Annotated in this window: 16 protein-coding genes and 1 riboswitch; of the genes, 9 read left to right on the forward strand and 7 right to left on the reverse strand. The window is 37.4% G+C overall.

Going from position 1 to position 17,876, the window contains the following annotated elements:
• Window positions 1-268: 268 nt before the first annotated feature.
• The 3 genes from galU to J2Y03_RS19430 form a co-directional block, all read right to left on the reverse strand.
• Window positions 269-1,138, reverse strand: a complete 870-nt coding sequence (galU, locus tag J2Y03_RS19420) for a UTP--glucose-1-phosphate uridylyltransferase GalU (protein WP_310197032.1) — start codon at window positions 1,136-1,138, stop codon at window positions 269-271.
• A gap of 357 nt (window positions 1,139-1,495) precedes the next feature.
• Window positions 1,496-2,641 carry a non-hydrolyzing UDP-N-acetylglucosamine 2-epimerase gene (gene wecB / locus J2Y03_RS19425; RefSeq protein WP_310197035.1) on the reverse strand — a complete coding sequence of 382 codons (1,146 nt, stop codon included), beginning with the start codon at window positions 2,639-2,641 and terminating at the stop codon, window positions 1,496-1,498.
• Between the two features lie 69 nt (window positions 2,642-2,710).
• Window positions 2,711-3,613, reverse strand: coding sequence for a CPBP family intramembrane glutamic endopeptidase (locus J2Y03_RS19430; RefSeq protein WP_310197323.1), 903 nt, complete (start codon window positions 3,611-3,613; stop codon window positions 2,711-2,713).
• A 303-nt stretch (window positions 3,614-3,916) separates the two neighbouring features.
• Between J2Y03_RS19430 and J2Y03_RS19435 the strand changes: the two genes are divergently transcribed.
• The 5 genes from J2Y03_RS19435 to J2Y03_RS19455 all read left to right on the forward strand — a co-directional run bounded on the left by J2Y03_RS19435 (window position 3,917) and on the right by J2Y03_RS19455 (window position 10,094).
• A complete protein-coding gene (locus J2Y03_RS19435) occupies window positions 3,917-4,219 on the forward strand; it encodes a hypothetical protein (protein ID WP_132091409.1) in 303 nt (100 codons plus the stop codon).
• A 123-nt stretch (window positions 4,220-4,342) separates the two neighbouring features.
• Window positions 4,343-6,088: a hypothetical protein gene (locus tag J2Y03_RS19440; RefSeq protein WP_310197039.1), complete on the forward strand. Its 1,746-nt coding sequence runs from the start codon at window positions 4,343-4,345 to the stop codon at window positions 6,086-6,088.
• Between the two features lie 308 nt (window positions 6,089-6,396).
• Entirely contained in the window at window positions 6,397-6,993 is a 597-nt protein-coding gene (locus J2Y03_RS19445) for a DUF5317 domain-containing protein (RefSeq protein WP_310197042.1), read from the forward strand.
• A gap of 177 nt (window positions 6,994-7,170) precedes the next feature.
• Window positions 7,171-9,012 (forward strand): bifunctional diguanylate cyclase/phosphohydrolase, encoded by a 1,842-nt coding sequence (locus J2Y03_RS19450; protein WP_310197045.1) that lies wholly within the window; start codon window positions 7,171-7,173, stop codon window positions 9,010-9,012.
• A 149-nt stretch (window positions 9,013-9,161) separates the two neighbouring features.
• The gene (locus J2Y03_RS19455) at window positions 9,162-10,094 is read left to right on the forward strand and encodes a RecB family exonuclease (protein ID WP_310197048.1); all 933 of its coding nucleotides are present in this window, start codon (window positions 9,162-9,164) and stop codon (window positions 10,092-10,094) included.
• Window positions 10,095-10,193: 99 nt separating this feature from the next.
• Here J2Y03_RS19455 and J2Y03_RS19460 read toward each other — a convergent pair whose 3' ends face one another.
• Together J2Y03_RS19460 and J2Y03_RS19465 are read right to left on the reverse strand one after the other, a co-directional pair.
• A complete protein-coding gene (locus J2Y03_RS19460) occupies window positions 10,194-10,331 on the reverse strand; it encodes a hypothetical protein (RefSeq protein WP_310197051.1) in 138 nt (45 codons plus the stop codon).
• A 39-nt stretch (window positions 10,332-10,370) separates the two neighbouring features.
• Window positions 10,371-11,045, reverse strand: coding sequence for a copper homeostasis protein CutC (locus J2Y03_RS19465; RefSeq protein WP_310197054.1), 675 nt, complete (start codon window positions 11,043-11,045; stop codon window positions 10,371-10,373).
• Window positions 11,046-11,257: 212 nt separating this feature from the next.
• On the opposite strand from J2Y03_RS19465, the gene J2Y03_RS19470 reads away from it, so the two are divergent.
• Window positions 11,258-12,307 (forward strand): multicopper oxidase domain-containing protein, encoded by a 1,050-nt coding sequence (locus J2Y03_RS19470; protein WP_310197056.1) that lies wholly within the window; start codon window positions 11,258-11,260, stop codon window positions 12,305-12,307.
• 520 nt (window positions 12,308-12,827) lie between these two features.
• Window positions 12,828-12,912: riboswitch (cyclic di-GMP riboswitch) on the reverse strand.
• 261 nt (window positions 12,913-13,173) lie between these two features.
• Window positions 13,174-14,001 carry a M15 family metallopeptidase gene (locus J2Y03_RS19475; protein ID WP_310197326.1) on the forward strand — a complete coding sequence of 276 codons (828 nt, stop codon included), beginning with the start codon at window positions 13,174-13,176 and terminating at the stop codon, window positions 13,999-14,001.
• Window positions 14,002-14,047: 46 nt separating this feature from the next.
• Here the strand turns inward: J2Y03_RS19475 and J2Y03_RS19480 are convergent, their stop codons facing one another.
• Together J2Y03_RS19480 and J2Y03_RS19485 are read right to left on the reverse strand one after the other, a co-directional pair.
• Complete coding sequence (locus J2Y03_RS19480; protein WP_132091430.1) at window positions 14,048-15,235, reverse strand: toxic anion resistance protein; 1,188 nt, start codon at window positions 15,233-15,235, stop codon at window positions 14,048-14,050.
• A complete protein-coding gene (locus J2Y03_RS19485; RefSeq protein ID WP_310197063.1) occupies window positions 15,232-15,888 on the reverse strand; it encodes a 5-bromo-4-chloroindolyl phosphate hydrolysis family protein in 657 nt (218 codons plus the stop codon). The genes J2Y03_RS19480 and J2Y03_RS19485 overlap by 4 nt, the downstream gene beginning before the upstream one ends.
• A 385-nt stretch (window positions 15,889-16,273) precedes the next feature.
• On the opposite strand from J2Y03_RS19485, the gene J2Y03_RS19490 reads away from it, so the two are divergent.
• Both J2Y03_RS19490 and zupT read left to right on the forward strand, forming a co-directional pair.
• Entirely contained in the window at window positions 16,274-16,777 is a 504-nt protein-coding gene (locus J2Y03_RS19490) for a hypothetical protein (protein ID WP_310197066.1), read from the forward strand.
• Window positions 16,778-16,972: 195 nt separating this feature from the next.
• Window positions 16,973-17,785 carry a zinc transporter ZupT gene (gene zupT, locus J2Y03_RS19495; RefSeq protein WP_310197069.1) on the forward strand — a complete coding sequence of 271 codons (813 nt, stop codon included), beginning with the start codon at window positions 16,973-16,975 and terminating at the stop codon, window positions 17,783-17,785.
• Window positions 17,786-17,876 lie beyond the last annotated feature (91 nt).

Here is a 17,876-nt window from a genome sequence, read left to right on the forward strand (position 1 = left end):
GGCCACCATTTAGTAGCCTGTTATTCATTATTAATACTGTTTTTTATTTATTTTCTTTAAACCTCATACCATTGGGATTCTAATTTTGCCATTTCAAAGAGTAGCGACACATTTCCTCAATTTTCTCTTCTGCTGTCTATACTAAGTTTTACACAATTTCTCTTCATGTATGTTTGCAAAATATTCGACTTAGGCCTGTTATTAATATTACGGAGGATCAAATTCCCTCTAGTTTGGTTTTAATAATATGATAAATCCTTTTGGATAATTAATTTTCTAACTTCTGTGCCATAAATTTTAGTAAATCATCTCGTAACTCTTCCCTTTGAAGAGCAAATTCAATAGTGGTTTCAATAAACCCTAGCTTTTCCCCTACGTCGTATCTCTTTCCTTCAAACTCATAGGCAAAAACACGCTGGATTTCGTTTAACTTTTGAATAGCATCTGTTAGCTGAATCTCGCCACCAGCCCCAATTTCTTGTTTATCTAGAAACAAGAAAATTTCTGGCGTGAAAATATACCTTCCAATAATCGCTAATTCAGATGGGGCTGTGCCCTTTTCCGGTTTTTCGATAAAATTCCGAACCTGAAATGAGCGACCAAACTGCTCATATGGGTCTATAATTCCGTACCTATGTGTTTCATCTTCAGGAACCCGCTTTACCCCAATTACCGAAGAATGAGTTCTGTCAAACTCATTAATTAGCTGTTTCAAGCAAGGGGTTTCTGCTTGTACGATATCGTCACCTAGTAAAACCGCAAACGGTTCATTTCCAATGAACTTACGTGCACACCAGACAGCGTGCCCTAGTCCTTTAGGTTCTTTTTGTCTAATATAGTGTATATCAACCATTTTTGATGCTTTTTGAACCTCTTCTAATAATTCGAATTTTTCTTTGTTAAATAACGTTTGTTCAAGTTCAAATGCATTATCAAAATGATCCTCAATAGCCCTTTTCCCTTTTCCTGTTACAATAATTATGTCTTCAATGCCTGATTCAATCGCCTCTTCAATAATATATTGAATGGTTGGTTTATCAACTATTGGTAACATTTCTTTCGGCATTGCCTTTGTAGCTGGTAAAAATCTTGTTCCAAGTCCTGCTGCTGGTATAATAGCCTTTTTTACAGTTTTCATATTTAATTCTAACCTTTCCTCCTTTTGAAACAATCCAAAAGGTTGTTATTAATTATTTCTAACGGGATATCTTTTAATTTTCAAACCAATAATAACACAAAACAATTATTCCATAGTTTTAAAAATACTAAGATGTGGGACCAACTCGCTTGGTTTATTATTTAATGTTTCCTTTTTAGGGTAATATAAGTAAACAAATTTCTTTATTAACAATATTTCTTAATCATATATAGAGTAATATACATCAATTACTCAAAATTATTTATATAATACAATGTATAGGCCAATTTATGTATGAAAAACCCTTGCCACTAGCACTTAGACAAGGGTTCCTATTTACATTATTATTACTCTTTACTAATCTCCAAAGTTGATTGGTTTTTCATCCGTTCGATTAAAGTGGTAAAGAATAGCTTCAACAATCCTCTTGGAAGCTAGTCCATCCCCATAAGGGTTGGATGCTTTCGCCATCAGATCATGTGCCGCTCCATCCGACAGAAGTTCATCTGCAAGCTGGTAAATTGTTTCCTCATCTGTTCCAGCAAGCTTTAAGGTACCGGCTGTAACTCCTTCAGGCCTCTCCGTTGTATCTCTTAAAACAAGTACCGGAACCCCTAAAGACGGAGCTTCCTCTTGAACACCGCCAGAATCAGTTAAAATCAAATAGGCTCTAGAGGCAAAATTGTGAAAATCGATGACATCTAACGGTTCAATTAAGTGAATACGATTATTGTCTCCCAATACTCGGTTAGCAATCTCTCGAACAACCGGATTCATATGGACGGGATAAACTACTTGGATATCCTCGTGTTTTTCCACTAATCTTCTAATTGCGCTAAACATATTCTCCATTGGTTTTCCTAGATTTTCTCTACGATGTGCTGTCATCAACACTAATCGGTCTTTATCAAGTTTATCCAATACAGGGTGAGAATAATGCGTTTTAACAGTTGTTTTTAGTGCATCAATAGCAGTGTTTCCTGTAACAAATATTGATTCTTCCTTCTTATTTTCAATTAGAAGATTTTCTTTCGATTGGCTCGTTGGCGAAAAATGCAAATCCGCTAATACTCCTGTCAGCTGTCTGTTCATCTCTTCGGGATAAGGAGAATATTTATTCCCTGTCCGAAGACCCGCTTCGACATGCCCAATTGGAATAGAATTATAAAATGCAGCCAAGCTAGCTACAAACGTAGTAGATGTATCACCATGAACTAAAACGATATCAGGCTTTACTTCCTGAAATACTTTATTTAAACCTTCTAAGCATCGGGTAGTTACATCAATTAAGGATTGGCGGTCTTTCATGATATTTAAATCGTAATCTGGTTCAATTTCGAAAATTTTCAACACTTGATCTAGCATTTCTCTATGTTGCGCCGTAACGGTCACTATTGAATTGATTTTTTCATTATATTTCGCTAATTCTTTTACAAGAGGAGCCATTTTGATAGCTTCTGGTCTGGTCCCAAATACAGTCATTACCTTTAATTGGTTCTTCATAAAAACCTCCAAATGAACGATCTATTGCAAACATCTTCATAATAACAAAATATATCTCTAAAAGCACTATTACTTGGCTATTTCTTCTGGCACCACAATCTCCATTGACTTTTCCATCTGTTGTTTCTTTTCAATCGCCATGATCAATAGGTAAATAGGCAACAGGATTAATGCTGAAATTTCAACAATATATTCAAAGTAATACCAGGACATGGTTGCCATAATATCATATATAGAATGAACTAGGACGGTCAGCCAAAGATTTCTCGTCCACAATAAGATTAATCCAAATAATAAACCCATATTAGCGAAGGTGACAATCGCTCCAATTTCATATTGCCATGATTGAACTGAATTTAAGGTATGATCAATACCGAACAGCACGGAGGTGACAAACAACGCAAGCATCACGAAACTATCACGTTGCCCTTTTTCCCAACGCCGCGGGAATGCTTTTTTACAAACAAGGAGGATTAGGATGATATAAGCAAGTCGCCAAACTTCTTCCAGACCGGCAAGGATATCGGTATAAATATCGTACCCCACGCTATCAATTTTATCGATTACTCCCCAGACCTTGTCTACAGGTTCAATGGGGTCGCTAGGCACCCACACTTCCTCTTCATACGATACCACTTCCGTATAATCATCGACATATTGCTCATAATCATCACTAAAGTTCTTAAAAGCGTAAGACGAATAAATATTAATTAAGGTACTGCCAAGAATAAAGAACAAGAACGCACTGATAAATTGGCGGATGAGCTGTATCTTTGTTTTTTGAATTCCTTTACTTAATCTGCGGTGAAGTTTCAATCCGATAAAAAAAGAAGATACCATAATCGCATCGTATACGGTGCCAGCTAATTGGCTGTATCCACTTAAATAAAGGACAAATTCAACCCCTATAGTAATAATCAGTAATGCAAGCAAAAGCCTTTTCGAAACAGGCTCTGTTAAATTAGTAGTCATCAAAATCATTCCCTGCCCTTTTGAATACTGCTGCAACTCTATTATTCTCTTACTTTCCTAAAAGCTGTACGGCAAAAATACCAAATCCATTTAATAGCAGTAGAAAAAATAAGCAGGCAACAACCCATTTCAATATTCTTGACACGGACCTATCTCCCTTAACGTTAATTAGTTCTAACTTATCATATTGCCAGCGAATTAGCACCAAGGACTATCTCCCCAATTTGTATTTACAATCATACCTCTGCCATTTATACTTAATTTATGTAAACATTTACAATTTTTAGAATAGGGGTTGAAAAGTTGAAACGGATCATTTCTATTATTCTTTTGATAGTTATTGTATTTGTATTATCAGAGACAAACCCTGGGCGTTCAGCATACATAGAATGGATTACACACGAAGCAATGGATCAATCTTCCAACATAGTAGAAAAGGGGATTCTATCATTAGCAGGGGAAAAGGTTTTTGATATGGGAACAACCGAATCAGATTACTTCATTTTTTCAGTCTATAAAACCGATTTTTCCGAGATTGGCTTGGGTCAAGTTACCTGCATTGGGTTCTTCAATAAATTTATACCAATTTCAAAAAATGAAAAATAAGAAGACCGGTATGGGGTCTTTTTCTTTAGTCCAGTGTCCATTTCCATTAGTAAATTTCTCATAAAAGATGAATACATAAATTAACCATATTAATAGTAGAAACTGACAAGGGAGACATGAGAAGTGAGTGGGAAGAATATTGGCCAGCAGGTTTATACACTAGAACTTAGCGGATTTGATGATTTTTATCAGAAAAATAAAAATGAATATGGAATTGAATTTTTTAAAACTGTGTCCGAATCTAACCAGATTGACCTTAAAGAAGAAGAACTCGCTTTTATTGTGAACACTCTCGAATTTTATCAGAATCATGCTTTCTTTCATGAATTATGGAAAATGATTGAGAAAAATCCTGTTACCTACAAATCAGTAGTAAAGTTTATTAATCAAAATCAAGACTACACGGATTTTTTAAAGTTATATCTTAATAAAAAGTTCAACTTCTCTAGTGTTGAGGACATTCTAAACGAGATTACTAAACTACTTGAAACTTCCCCTTATTTACTCAAGAATCGCTGTTTTCGGATACTAGCGATCCAAAAGACGGCAAATGCTGTTGGCGATTCTTCTGATACTTTTAAGGCAGCCAGCACGGTTAGGTCCTTTAAGGTGACCAACCCAGAAGTTGATACGACAAAATTACAAGCAATGATGATGGTATACTCGGAAATTGCACTATTAGGTAAGCTTGATTTACAGAAAATTACCCTCGAGGATATTGAGATATTCGGGAGGATCACAACAGGGAAGCTTAACGAGAAAGAACTTAAGGATAAATCACTAATCAATACATACAAGAGCATGATGGCCCTTCATAAGCTTTTTCACACACCAGGAGTTTCTGCCGCATTGATTCTTCAGGAGTTATCACCTTCTATCCGTGAAGAGCTTCGTGAGGTATTAAAAAATGTGTTACGTAGTAATCTTTCTAAAGACTATTTCCAGCATTTATTGGCTGCATTTGAAGATAAGGATGGAAGTTATCATTATCCACAACTATTTGCTTTTTTGAGTAAAAATGTGGATGAAAAACTGATGTTATCTTTTATTAAGTGGACAGCCAAAAACCTCCAATTGGATCATCACTACCATCGTGCCATGAAGGTTTATTTGAAATCTCATCCAAGATCGATTTGGAAAAATAAATCGTCTAGAAAAGAACTACAACAGATTTCATCTGACAGCTTTAGAAAATTGGTGAAAGAAGTCCAAAATGAAACATCCAGTCCAGTCGTTAAGTTCTTTAAAAGGCGTGGAATAAATTTATCGATTGGTCTGCTTATCACCCTAGTTGTTGGAAGCGGTCTTTATTTGGGGTATGACCTCCTCGCAGGTAAAAAAGAAAAGGCGGTTGCGTCAAAATCTAGTACAACTGCAGTAGTAGAAAAAGAGGGTACCCAATTAGACCCTTTTAAACGATGGGAAGCTGAAAAAGCTTTTGTTTTCACTGTAAATGGACAACAACAGCAAATGAGCTTTGGACAAGCAAATCCAACAGGAGGTAAAAGCCTAGTTTTAACCGACAGCCAAAATATTGAAACCCCCATTGATTTGGTGATTGATTCTGTGGTATCACCATTTGATGATAAGGGTGTATTAAAAGAAGGGTTTACCCTATATCATGTAGAGTACGATTTTGATAAGAATGGTACTTCAGAGATTGTCATTATGGCACTTAGTGAAACCTTTGAATCGTTTGTATGGGTGTACAGTCCGGCTTCCGAAAATGAAAGTATAGGTCTACGGGTAGACCTAGCTATAAAAGGGATGTCTGATGCTAAATTAGTCGATAATACGTTAACCTTCCTTGGCGAAAACGGGCAATCTGAAACATATGCCTATGGTAATCAAGGATTTGTGAAGCAATAACGAAAAAAGGTTTCAAACGAATTTAATTGTTTGGAACCTTTTTCAGTTCCACGACACAGCAAGTAAATACCAAATAATTATTATATAAGACTTTTTAACATGGTGACGGAGAGCATTCTACTATTAGAGGCTCTCCGTTTTTATTTGTTGATTAATCCCCTCCTTTTTGCAAAAATACAAAATAAATTCACAATTTATACTTGCTTTCGACAAATTTCACCAATATTATTGATATTGTGGAAATATTTACCCTTTACAAAATCTTCATTTTTATTAGATTTATACTCTATCATAGGCAGGTACAACTAATGGTATTTGATGGCATAATCATTTCATTTATTGTAGGAATACTCAGGAAAGGTAACTTAAGGGCCTTCTCTCAGTTGAAACTAAAGTGGGGTTGGGTGTTCCCGCTGTTACTGATCGTCCAATTAGCTGTTTTTATGCTTCAAAACGATAGTGAATTTTTAGGAAAATTGAGCGGTTCTATTTACATCATTGTTTATATCATTGGACTTCTATTTTTATTTCTAAATCGCAGCAATCCTGGATTTATCCTTATATTTGTGGGGGTTTTTCTGAATTTTATAGTCATGGTACTAAATGGTGGAAGAATGCCTGTTTCGGTAGAGGCTGCGGCAGTTTTAGACCCTGGGTATATCGAAGCTCTAAAAGAGAGTTTATATGCAAAACATGCAATGTTAACCTCTACAACACATTTAGGATTTTTGGGTGACGTGATTCCAATTTCTGATCCTTATCCGCGTACACAAATCATAAGTATCGGCGATATCATTATGAATATCGGAATCTTCTTTTTTATCCAATATTTAATGGTTAAGCACCCCTTGGCTAAAAATGGCGATGTAGCTTCCCTTTCATTTAAGGGAGGTGAAGAAAGATGAGAAAAGACCAAAAACAAGGCCTAAAATTAACTGGTATTCTTTACAATGCAGTTATTATTGGATCTGTTATTGTTGCATTAACATCTGGATTTAGACTAGTATAATCATTAAGTTGTATTAAAATGGAGGAAGTTAATTTTTCACTTTCTCCAATCTTATTATGAGAGTGATGAAATAATGCAGTTTTCAAAGACAATTACCAATAAATACCTTTTTCTCGTATCAGTGTTAGGTTTCTTAACTTTCATTGCATTATATGATTTTAATATTCATTCAAATATCGAATGGGTTATCATTATAGCTTTGGCTGGAGCCATCTTACTATTAAATCATTATCCTATACTTCTTCCCCCAAAGGGCAACTCCCTTTCCATGGATTCATCAATATTCCTTGCAAGCCTTTTTTTATATGGGCTGGATATAACATTGGCGGTTCTGCTAATTAATTCAATTTTATTTGCGGTTACACAACGAAAAATAGTCTGGTGGAAACATATTTTTAATTTCTCCAGCTATATCTTAATGATTGTTAGTTCTTATTATGTATTCAATTTAACTGGTGGTACCATTGGCAGCATCGATATTAATAACTTCATTCCTTATTTAATTTCCTTAATCACTTACTTTGCTATGAATGTCATTTTTGTCGGATTATTCTTTATACTCGCAGCTGCTGAAAGCTTTGAAAGTGTTTTTAAAGAACTTATTAAAGAAGCACTTTCCCCTTATATGAGTACCCTCATGCTTTCATTAGTACTAGTGATATTAATGAAAGCGGAAAGATTATTTGGTCTTTTTCTTTTTACCTGTATAGCCTTTTTACTTTCACTAGCATTTAAGCAACATTTTCATTTATTTAAGGAGATTTATGAAAAAGCAAACAAAGACTTTTTAACCGGCCTAAATAATCATGGATACTTTAAAGAAATCTTAGAAAAAGAAGTTACAGCTGCAAAAGAGAACGATCAACCACTTTGTGTAGTTCTTCTTGATATCGATGATTTTAAAAAATATAACGATTTATATGGACATATTCAAGGTGATCACCTTCTCCAGGAATTCGGATCACTGATTAAAACTGCAGCTGAACCGGAAAATTTCATAGTGGCCCGCTATGGCGGCGAAGAATTTTCGATTATCATGCCTAATACAACCCGTCAGAAAGCCCATTTATTTATGAATGAATTACGGAAGAAAACTAACGACACTTATTATAAAGGAGTAGAACGTCTCCCCTATGGCTGCTTATCTTTTTCAGCAGGTATTGCAGAATGCGAAAAAGAAACCTATAACACCTCTGAACTTCTAAACAAGGCCGATCAAGCAATGTACGCTGCTAAAGATCAAGGAAAAAACCTTGTTCAAATTTATAATCAGTATTCCGAATACTCAGCACAACGTTCTCTCTCCTTAGAGAAAGAATTGGAAGAGGCAGAACAGCAATTGCGAATCTTTCTTTCAAAGGATGTTTATACATACCGGCATAGTAAGCGTGTTTATCAATATGCCTTAGATTTTTCAAGGTTGTTATCCTTAAGTGACTATGAACGAAAGACGTTGATTCTTGGCGCCTTAATCCATGACATTGGAAAAATTGAAATCCCTCGGGATATTTTAAATAAAAAGGGAAAGCTTGAGCCGCATGAATGGGAAATGATGAAAAAGCATGTAACTTGGGGCAAAGAAATCATTTCGACCAATAAAAAATTAGAAGACTTGATTCCATTAGTTGAGCTTCATCATGAACGCTTTGACGGAAATGGCTATCCATATGGTTTAAAAGGAAAATCAATTCCTAAACTTGCACGAATCCTTTGTGTCATTGACTCATTTGATGCAATGACCACCGAACGGCCGTATCAAAAAACCAAAACATTCAAGGAAGCGATTGTCGAGTTAAGGGACTGTTCAGGAAAACAATTTGACCCCCAATTCGTCGAACCGTTTATAGCCATGATTAATCAGCTTGATGATACCAATTTTATACTAGAAGATGACGGTATGGTTGTGTATAGCTAAAAAGACTTAATCCCTCTTTCTTATGAAATTGAGGGATTTTCTGTCGATTACAGCTATAACACTAATATCTTCGGGGGCACTTCGAACCATATTGTATAATAAATATACCTTTTATTCACAAAATATATTTTTCATAGGGGATAACTAATATGTATGAAATAAAGCCCTATCCGGAATTTTCCTGGTCACTTTCGCGCCACAAAACGCTTATGGAGTGTCCGAGAAAGTACGCTTACGAATACTATATCAGCCATAATGGCTGGCTTAGGGATTCCAATATTCTCGCAAGAGATGCCTATCGCTTTAAGAAAATGACAAATTTAGAGATTCTCTTTGGAAGCGCCGTCCATGACCTCATTCTATCTGTAATTGGAAACTATATAAACACAGGTTTTATTCCTGGAGAAGCCGAATTGAATCAGCGCCTCCGAAGCACGCTTAATTCTGCTTTTAAGGATTCCAAGGTCCGGGCTGATCTTTGGCGCGAAAGGCCAAACCATTTCCAAATGCTTCATGAAATTTACTACAATGGCGAGCTGCCTCAAGATAAAGTAGATGAAATTCAGAAACGACTAAACGTCAGTATGGGGAATTTTTTAACAAGTAAAACCTTTACGGATGTGAAAGAGAAGAAGGAAATGCAATTTGTGGAGGCCGAGCGTTTTCGGTTTATGTTTATTGACGGAGTTAAGATCTTTATCGTCATGGATTTTCTGTATCGTGATATGGAAGCGGGAAAGTGGATAATCGTCGATTGGAAGACTGGAAAAGAATCCTTTGAGGATCGGCACCAACTAGCACTGTATGCCCTTTATTTGAAGAGGGTGTTAAAGGTAACATCCATTGAAGAAATTGTCATCCGGAATGAATACCTCTTAACCGGTACACACAAAACCTATCAATTAACAGAAACCGATCTCGAAAAAGTCCATGAACTATTTGGCATGAGCGTCCTCCAAATGCAACGTTACCTGGAAGATATCAGTGCCAACCAGCCTTTGAATTTCAACACATTCCCCAAAACCAACACCATCACAAAATGCGACCGCTGCAACTACAAAGAACTATGCGAAATGTATTAATCTTTTGGTGCCTCTTTTGGTGCCTGTCACCGCTCGTGGACACTGTCCACGAGCGGTGACAGGCACCATTTATTCATTTATTCTTTATTATTCATTTTTTTATTCATTTTTGTTGATATGTTGCTCGCTCTCGTTTTTGTCGACGATTTGCTTTAGTTCGCCTTCGTCTCCTTTGGCATTGATGATTTCGAAGATTTGGTTAAGGCCTTCGCTTGTTTGATCTTTTTCATTTTCCATGTTGTCCTCCAAATAATAGGTTGATTTTAATATGCCCCATTATTTCAAGGTATGAACGATTTCAAGCGCTTTTTCTAAGGAAACGCTCTTTAGAATGCTTTGGTCATCTCTAATAGCTGTGCCAAAGTGGTAAGCATTCGTTCCTACTTGCTCATGAACCTCTCGGATATTTTCTTTTGAAAGCCCGCTGCCTATAAGAATTTCCGTGTCCTTGCATATGTCTTTCATTTTTAACAAGGTTTCCATCCGAGATTCCCACTCACCATGACCGCCTGAAGTTAAGATGGTAGTAATCTCTTTGTATTGATCCAATTTCTCAGCATTATCTAGCATATTAATGGAACTGTCAATGGCTCTGTGAAAGGTTACTTCCATTGTACCTACCTCCGTTAATAACTCTTCAAGCTGACTGAAGTCGACATTCCCTTCCATATCTAACATACCGAAGACAACACCATTTGCCCCTAATGACCGAATCATACGGATATCATTTTTCATAATTTCAATGTCATCTTTTGAATAACAAAACGATTGTCCATGTGGTCTCACCATAATGTTTACTGGTATCCTGACACTTTTGACCACCTTGTCGATTAACCCATAGCTTGGCGTTAACCCTCCCTCTGTTAATCCGGAAACCAGTTCAATTCGATCTGCCCCCGATTTCTCAATTAATTTTGCATCTTTCACTGTTACTGCTATGTATTCAATCATCATGTAATCCCTCCTGTTTATTATCTAATTTTAGCAAAGATGTCCTTTAATTACCTAATTCACTTAAAGAACGTATTAATATTCTAAATTGTTCAACATTTCACAAAATGTTCACTATATTCAGAAAAATAAGTGATTGAAATCACTAGGATAATTTTTACAAAATTTACAATGAAAGTGTAAACATTTTATATAAAAGGGGTAGGATCTAAATGAGTAAACAAGTGAAGTTTGCAACCATTATTATCAGTTCTTTTCTCGTTTTAGGTGCTTGTAATGCAGCCAATGTCTCAGTAGAAAAACAAGTGGTGAATGCAAAAACGAATACATCCTCACAAATAATTGAACCTCATAAAAATCTCAATCAACAACCCATTCCACCCATCATTGAACGTGTTGGTGAACACGAAGTCAATGTTGAAATGACCGCACAAATTACCGATATCGAAATTTCCAAAGACAATATGTACAAAGCATGGACATTTAACGGTGAAGCTCCAGGACCAGTAATTGTCGTGAAAGAAGGCGATACCATTAATTTTACGTTAAAAAACATGGATCCGGCCATCCCGCATAGCATGGACTTTCATGCAGTCCATGCAGCCCCTTCAAAGGATTTTGCTGACATTATGCCAAATGAATCTGGGACCTTTACCTATCCTGCTAACAATCCCGGTGTATTCATGTACCACTGTGGAACAAAACCAGTTTTAGCTCATATTGCTAACGGAATGCATGGCACCATTATCGTTAAGCCAAAAAATGGTTACCCGACCGATGGTGAAGTCGATCGCGAATTTGTTATTGTCCAAAATGAATGGTATAAATACAACGACCTTGAGGATTTTACCAATGGTGTACCTAGTAATGTGGTCTTTTCCGCTAAAGCCTTAAAAGAGGGCGATGTGAATACGAACGGTACAGTTGGTGCACTTGTCGATACTCCTCTTCTTGCTAAGGTTGGCGACAAAGTCAGGATTTACGTTAACAATGTGGGTCCAAATGAGGTTAGCAGCTTTCATGTAGTCGGCACCGTTTTTGATAACGTATATATTGATGGTAATCCATTTAACCTAATGAAAGGTCTACAAACGGTTATGTTACCAGCAAGCGGAGGGGCTGTCGTTGAGTTTACTGTTACAAAAGAGGGCAGTTACCCAATTGTCACTCATCAATTTAACCATGCAACCAAGGGTGCCGTTGGGACAATAAAAGTAACCAAAGACGGCCTTGACGATGGCAGTCAAGCTATGTCACACTAACGGACAAAAAGCATCGGGGGATTCCCGATGCTTTTTAGATGCATGCGACAGCTATATGTATAATAAAGTTTTTTAAGCGCTTATAGTTCGAAAATCATCAACAGGTTCACAGTGTTTATACACAGGTGATAGCATTTGGTTCCTAGACTTGTAGAAGATATCCACATGAAAATTAAAAATATCCCCAAATTAAAAATAGTTATACACAATAGTTATTCACTTATCCACATTTTCCACCATTATATCCACAACTAACAGTAGCTAGAAACAAAAGTAAGCCTGGGAGTCCCCCAGGCTTATTATTTATATTCTTGCGCCAATTTCAATGGCTTTACTATTATGATATAACGATTTCACCTTTAATTCACATTTAAGCTCATCACATAAACAATCGTTTTGCATCATCTCAATATGACGATATTGAAATAGATGATAAAAATATTTGCCTCTTAATAACACATTTTTTAACAACACAAAGAAAACCTCCTCTATTGATTTACATAAATCGCAGAGGATCGTGTTCGGTAACTGGCTGGCATCGTTCTAAAACATTAGCCCCTGTAGTTTTGCGTCACCATTTTTCAATAGTTTTGCCGTTTCGTACGATTTATGTTGTTAATAGAACTATATTATATAACTTAAATCTAAAAAAGAGTCCTAGGTCCTGCCTTGGTTGCGCTTTCGAATGTTTTACGTAGGCTACTCTGCCTATTTTTTTTAAAAAGCGTTGTTGGATATCGAAAGTTGTAACATAATGTATTATATTGACGACTTATAAAGTTAGAAGTAATTTTTATATACTATTTATTAAGTAAGGAAGTTTTAGTGTGAAAAAATATCCTTTAATCATCGGAAGTATAGTATTGATGACCTTACTACTCTCTGGATGCTCCGAAAAGATTCTGTTTGCCAAAACGAATCCGGAAAAATCTGAAGTTTCATCTGATGTACAACTAGATAAAGATAAAAGCCCAACTGGTGAAAATCCGAATGTGGTCGATAAATCAGAGCAACCTATTGTGGATACACCTGTGGATAACTCCAACACCCAAAATCAAAGTGCTGATGTACCTCCTGCAAAAAATAATGAAGATAGTATCCAGGTGATTTCAAATCCCGCAAGTATACCTGTGCTGGTAAATAAACAAAATAAGCTGCCTGATAGTTATAATCCACATGATCTTGTTTTAACCGATATCCCCTTTATTTCTGGAGCTACAAATGAAAAACGTCATATGCGGAAAGAATCTGCAACTGCTATTAATCAATTATTTACCGGTGCTAAAGCACAAGGAATTTCACTTTTAGGAGTTTCAGCTTATCGGTCTCACACAACCCAAACAACATTATTTAACAATTATGTAAGCAGAGATGGTTTTGATAAGGCAAGAACATATAGTGCACTGCCGGGCACAAGTGAGCATGAAACAGGTCTTTCAATTGATGTGACTGGTGGAAATGGGAAGTGTGCGGCTGAAGATTGCTTTGGGGGAACACCAGAAGCCCATTGGCTCCAAGCACATGCAGCAGAATACGGGTTTATTATTCGTTATCCACAAGGAAAAGAACGCATAACAGGCTATCAATACGAGCCCTGGCATCTTCGCTATGTTGGAAAAGAAATCGCTCTTGAAATCATGAGCAATAGGATAACACTCGAAGAATACTTTAATGACATACCTATGAATAAATAATAGAAAAAGAGTCAAGTTCCGTTGTTGATGGAACTTGACTCTTTTTCTATTTACCCTTAATTTCTAATAGCTTTATTCTCAAATCGTTTTCCATGTTCGCTAGCTCTTGTTCTGCAAGACGGCGTTTGTGGCGCCCTTCTTCTTGAATTCGCATGGTTTCCTCTAGAGTGGTGATTAAGTTTTCCTGTGTCTTCTTAAGTGTTTCGATATCAACCAGACCGCGCTCATTTTCTTTAGCGGTTTCAATCGTATTTGTTTTTAGCATTTCTGCGTTTTTCAATAACAGCTCATTTGTGGTCTGCGATACCTTTTTCTGAGCTTCTACGGCATGACGCTGACGAATGAGGGTAAGTGCAATCGCGACTTGATTTTTCCAAAGCGGGATTGCCGTCATGATCGACGATTGTATTTTTTCCACAAGTGCTTGGTTCGTGTTTTGAATCAAACGAATTTGCGGAGCGCTCTGAATGGTAATTTCACGGCTCAATTTCAAATCGTATAATCGTTTATCCAAGCGGTCTGCAAACTGAATCATATCGTTCACTTCCTGGAACTTCATTTGATCGCTTGTTGCCTCTGCAGCCTTTTTCATTTCTGGGATCGTTTTTTGATGAAGCTCTTCCAGCTTAATTTCACCTGCAGCGATATAGACATTTAATGCATGGAAATATTCTTTATTTGTTTCATAAAGTTGTTCGAGTAATTTAATATCTGATAAGAGCACGTTCTTGCTGCGATCTAGCTTCACACTAATGCGGTCGATTTGAGCACCTGTTTTTTGATATTTAGAGAGCACTTCTTGTACCGAATTTGAAATTTTTCCAAACATACGCCCGAAAAAGGATGGCTTCCCATCCTTTAGTTCATCCGGATTGACCTCATCGAGTCTCTTCATTAAATCACTAATGATTTCGCCAACCTCACCGATATCCTGTTTCTGAACATGCTCGAGCATAGTGTGCGAAAAGCTTAAAAGCTTCCCTTGTGCTTGGGTACCGTACGTAATCATCGCCTGGTGATTTCTCGGGTCGATTTGTTCTGCAAGCTGGTATGCTTTTGCACGGTTTTCTTCAGGGATAACATCAATCAGCTTAGTGGGCTTTGCCTCCTGTAGTTGAGGTGCCGGCTGTGCTTGCGCTTGCGGTGCAAGCTCGTTGTCACCAAACGGGTTGGCTAGTATATCATCTAATAAATTTCCAGCCTTATTTAAATTTGGAGAGTTATTTTCGCTCATTTTAGCCTCCTGCTTTCATCTATAGTTTTCGTATCATTAAGTTTTTTGATGGAATGTTTCGCTACATCAATTTCAAAATTCAAGGAATCCACATCGTCTGAAATGACATAATAGAGATCCTCTTCCAATGCCTTTGTTAGGTCGGTTAGGGTTTGACGCGTTTCATATAAAGAAACATCAATCTCGTGGTTTTTCTTAGGCTGTTGGGATAAGAAACGGTATTTCTCTGTTAGTTCAACCACTGAATCTAAATGAGAAAAATAAAATTTCTCAGCTTTATAAAAGCGTTTCGGCTCTGTTTTCGTCATACTTTGTATTTTCCTTGTAATGCGAAGAATGTCCATTCGCTGCTTTAATGTTGGAAGATCACGAATGGTAAATAACGATTTGTTTAGACGACTAATTTTTTGCTTGGCTTCATCTAAATTCTTCTTTATATAACGATATTCTTTTCTCGTAAGCTGATGTTTTTTCAAAAAGCGGGATGTCATGACGGCGGATGTAAGATTGTATACAATAACCCCGCCTCCTAAAGAAATGGCAGATGAAATCAAAAATGTCTGATCGAAAGCAAAATAGCTTGAAAACCAAATTATAGTTGCGGATGGAACGGTCACTACACTCTGAACAAGAAACGATAAAAATCGGTTCATCATAATCGACTCCTGACTAAAAATCCTTTATATACATACGAATGATCAATGGAAATGTTTCACCCAATACAAAATACCCTGAAATGCATGAACCTTTCATTACTTCAACAATACACCATAAAACTCCTGCATTCCATAGACCACAAGCGTAAAAAAGACTAAGACCTAAGATGTATTTTTGATGGTGACATTGATGGTGACAGGCACCGCTCGTGGACACTTTCCACCTAGGGTGGACACTTCCACCCCTCAGGCGGACAGTCGTCTCTTCCTGTTTCTGCTGCTTTATGCTAGCTTGGCTTTAGTCCAAGAGGAATACCCAGTTATACATAGGATATCAAGGTACGATGATTATAATTTATAGATAGAGGAGCGAGATGAGCGAATGTATCAACCATTTGGAATGCCCGGTGATTTTCGATTTGGACATCAACAACATCAAGGAGGACAACACGGTGGTGGGCAACACGGTGGTGGACATCATGGCGGTGGGCACCATGGCGGCGGACATAATGGTGGTGGACATCATGGCGGTGGGCACCATGGTGGCGGACATCATGGTGGCGGACATCATGGTGGCGGACATCATGGTGGCGGACATCATGGTGGCGGACATCATGGCGGTGGGCAACACGGTGGTGGGCAACACGGTGGCTTTAATTTAGGTAATGTCGGGGCTGGACTACTAGGTCTTGGTTTAGGTTACTTAGGATCTAGTCTTGGTGGATATAGTCCTGGATATGGTGGTTATGGACCTGGTTACCCTGGTAGCTATCCTGGATATGGACCTGGGTATGGTTCTGGGTATGGCATGTATGGACCCGGGTATGGACCTGGCAAGGGTAGTTACGGAGGCGGGTATGGCGGCGGCTACGGCCCTGGTTACTAATAATAAATGAGCAAAGCGTGAAGGACTTGATGAACATTCAAGAACCTTCATGCTTTTTTCCCTTTATAAACATTTTTACTGTTTTTTTGTTTCGGTAGGTGTAAAATGTTTCTCAAAGGAAACATTTCTGTGTTCGCACATATATACTATTATTCTAAACATTCAAACTAAGATTATATAAAGGGAGAAGAAACTATGACGGAGAATCTGTTATTAGCATTTGGGCTAACCTTATTTGCTGGACTTGCAACAGGCATTGGTAGTCTGCTCGCGTTTTTTACATCACATACAAATACAAAATTTTTATCAGTTACCCTTGGATTTTCGGCCGGTGTAATGATTTATGTATCCATGGTAGAAATCTTTGTAAAAGCAAAAATCGCGCTTGTGGACTCCTTGGGTGTTGTTCCAGGGAACTGGTTAACGGTTGGAGGATTTTTCGGTGGTATGCTTCTGATTGCCTTAATTGATAAATTTATCCCAAAACAATCAAACCCGCATGAATTGAAAACGGTTGAGGACATGAATCAACCAAGTATTACCGACGGAAAGAAGCCTGACCTATTAAAAATGGGTACATTTACTGCACTCGCCATTGGTATCCATAACTTTCCAGAAGGAATCGCTACCTTCACTTCTGCTTTACAGGACCCTGCACTCGGGATTGCTATTGCCGTCGCGGTAGCTATTCATAACATTCCGGAAGGTATTGCAGTATCTGTACCTGTTTACTTTGCAACTGGAGATAAGAAAAAGGCATTTAAACTATCATTCTTGTCCGGTTTAGCTGAACCAATTGGTGCACTAGTGGCTTATCTCTTCTTAATGCCTTTCCTGAATGATGTTATGTTTGGGATTATCTTCGCAGCAGTTGCAGGAATTATGGTGTTCATTTCCCTTGATGAATTATTACCTGCAGCAAAAAGATACGACGAAACTCACCTATCAATCTATGGACTTATTGCAGGTATGGCCGTCATGGCACTCAGCCTTTTACTGTTCATCTAATCCACATCACATCACATCACTAACAAAAAGTCAGCATTTGCTGGCTTTTTTATTATATCTGGCCATCAACTGTCCGCCTCAGGTGGAAAGT

Origin of the sequence: Neobacillus niacini, assembly GCF_031457145.1 — a bacterium.
GTDB classification, from domain to species: Bacteria; Bacillota; Bacilli; order Bacillales; family Cytobacillaceae; genus Neobacillus; species Neobacillus niacini_J.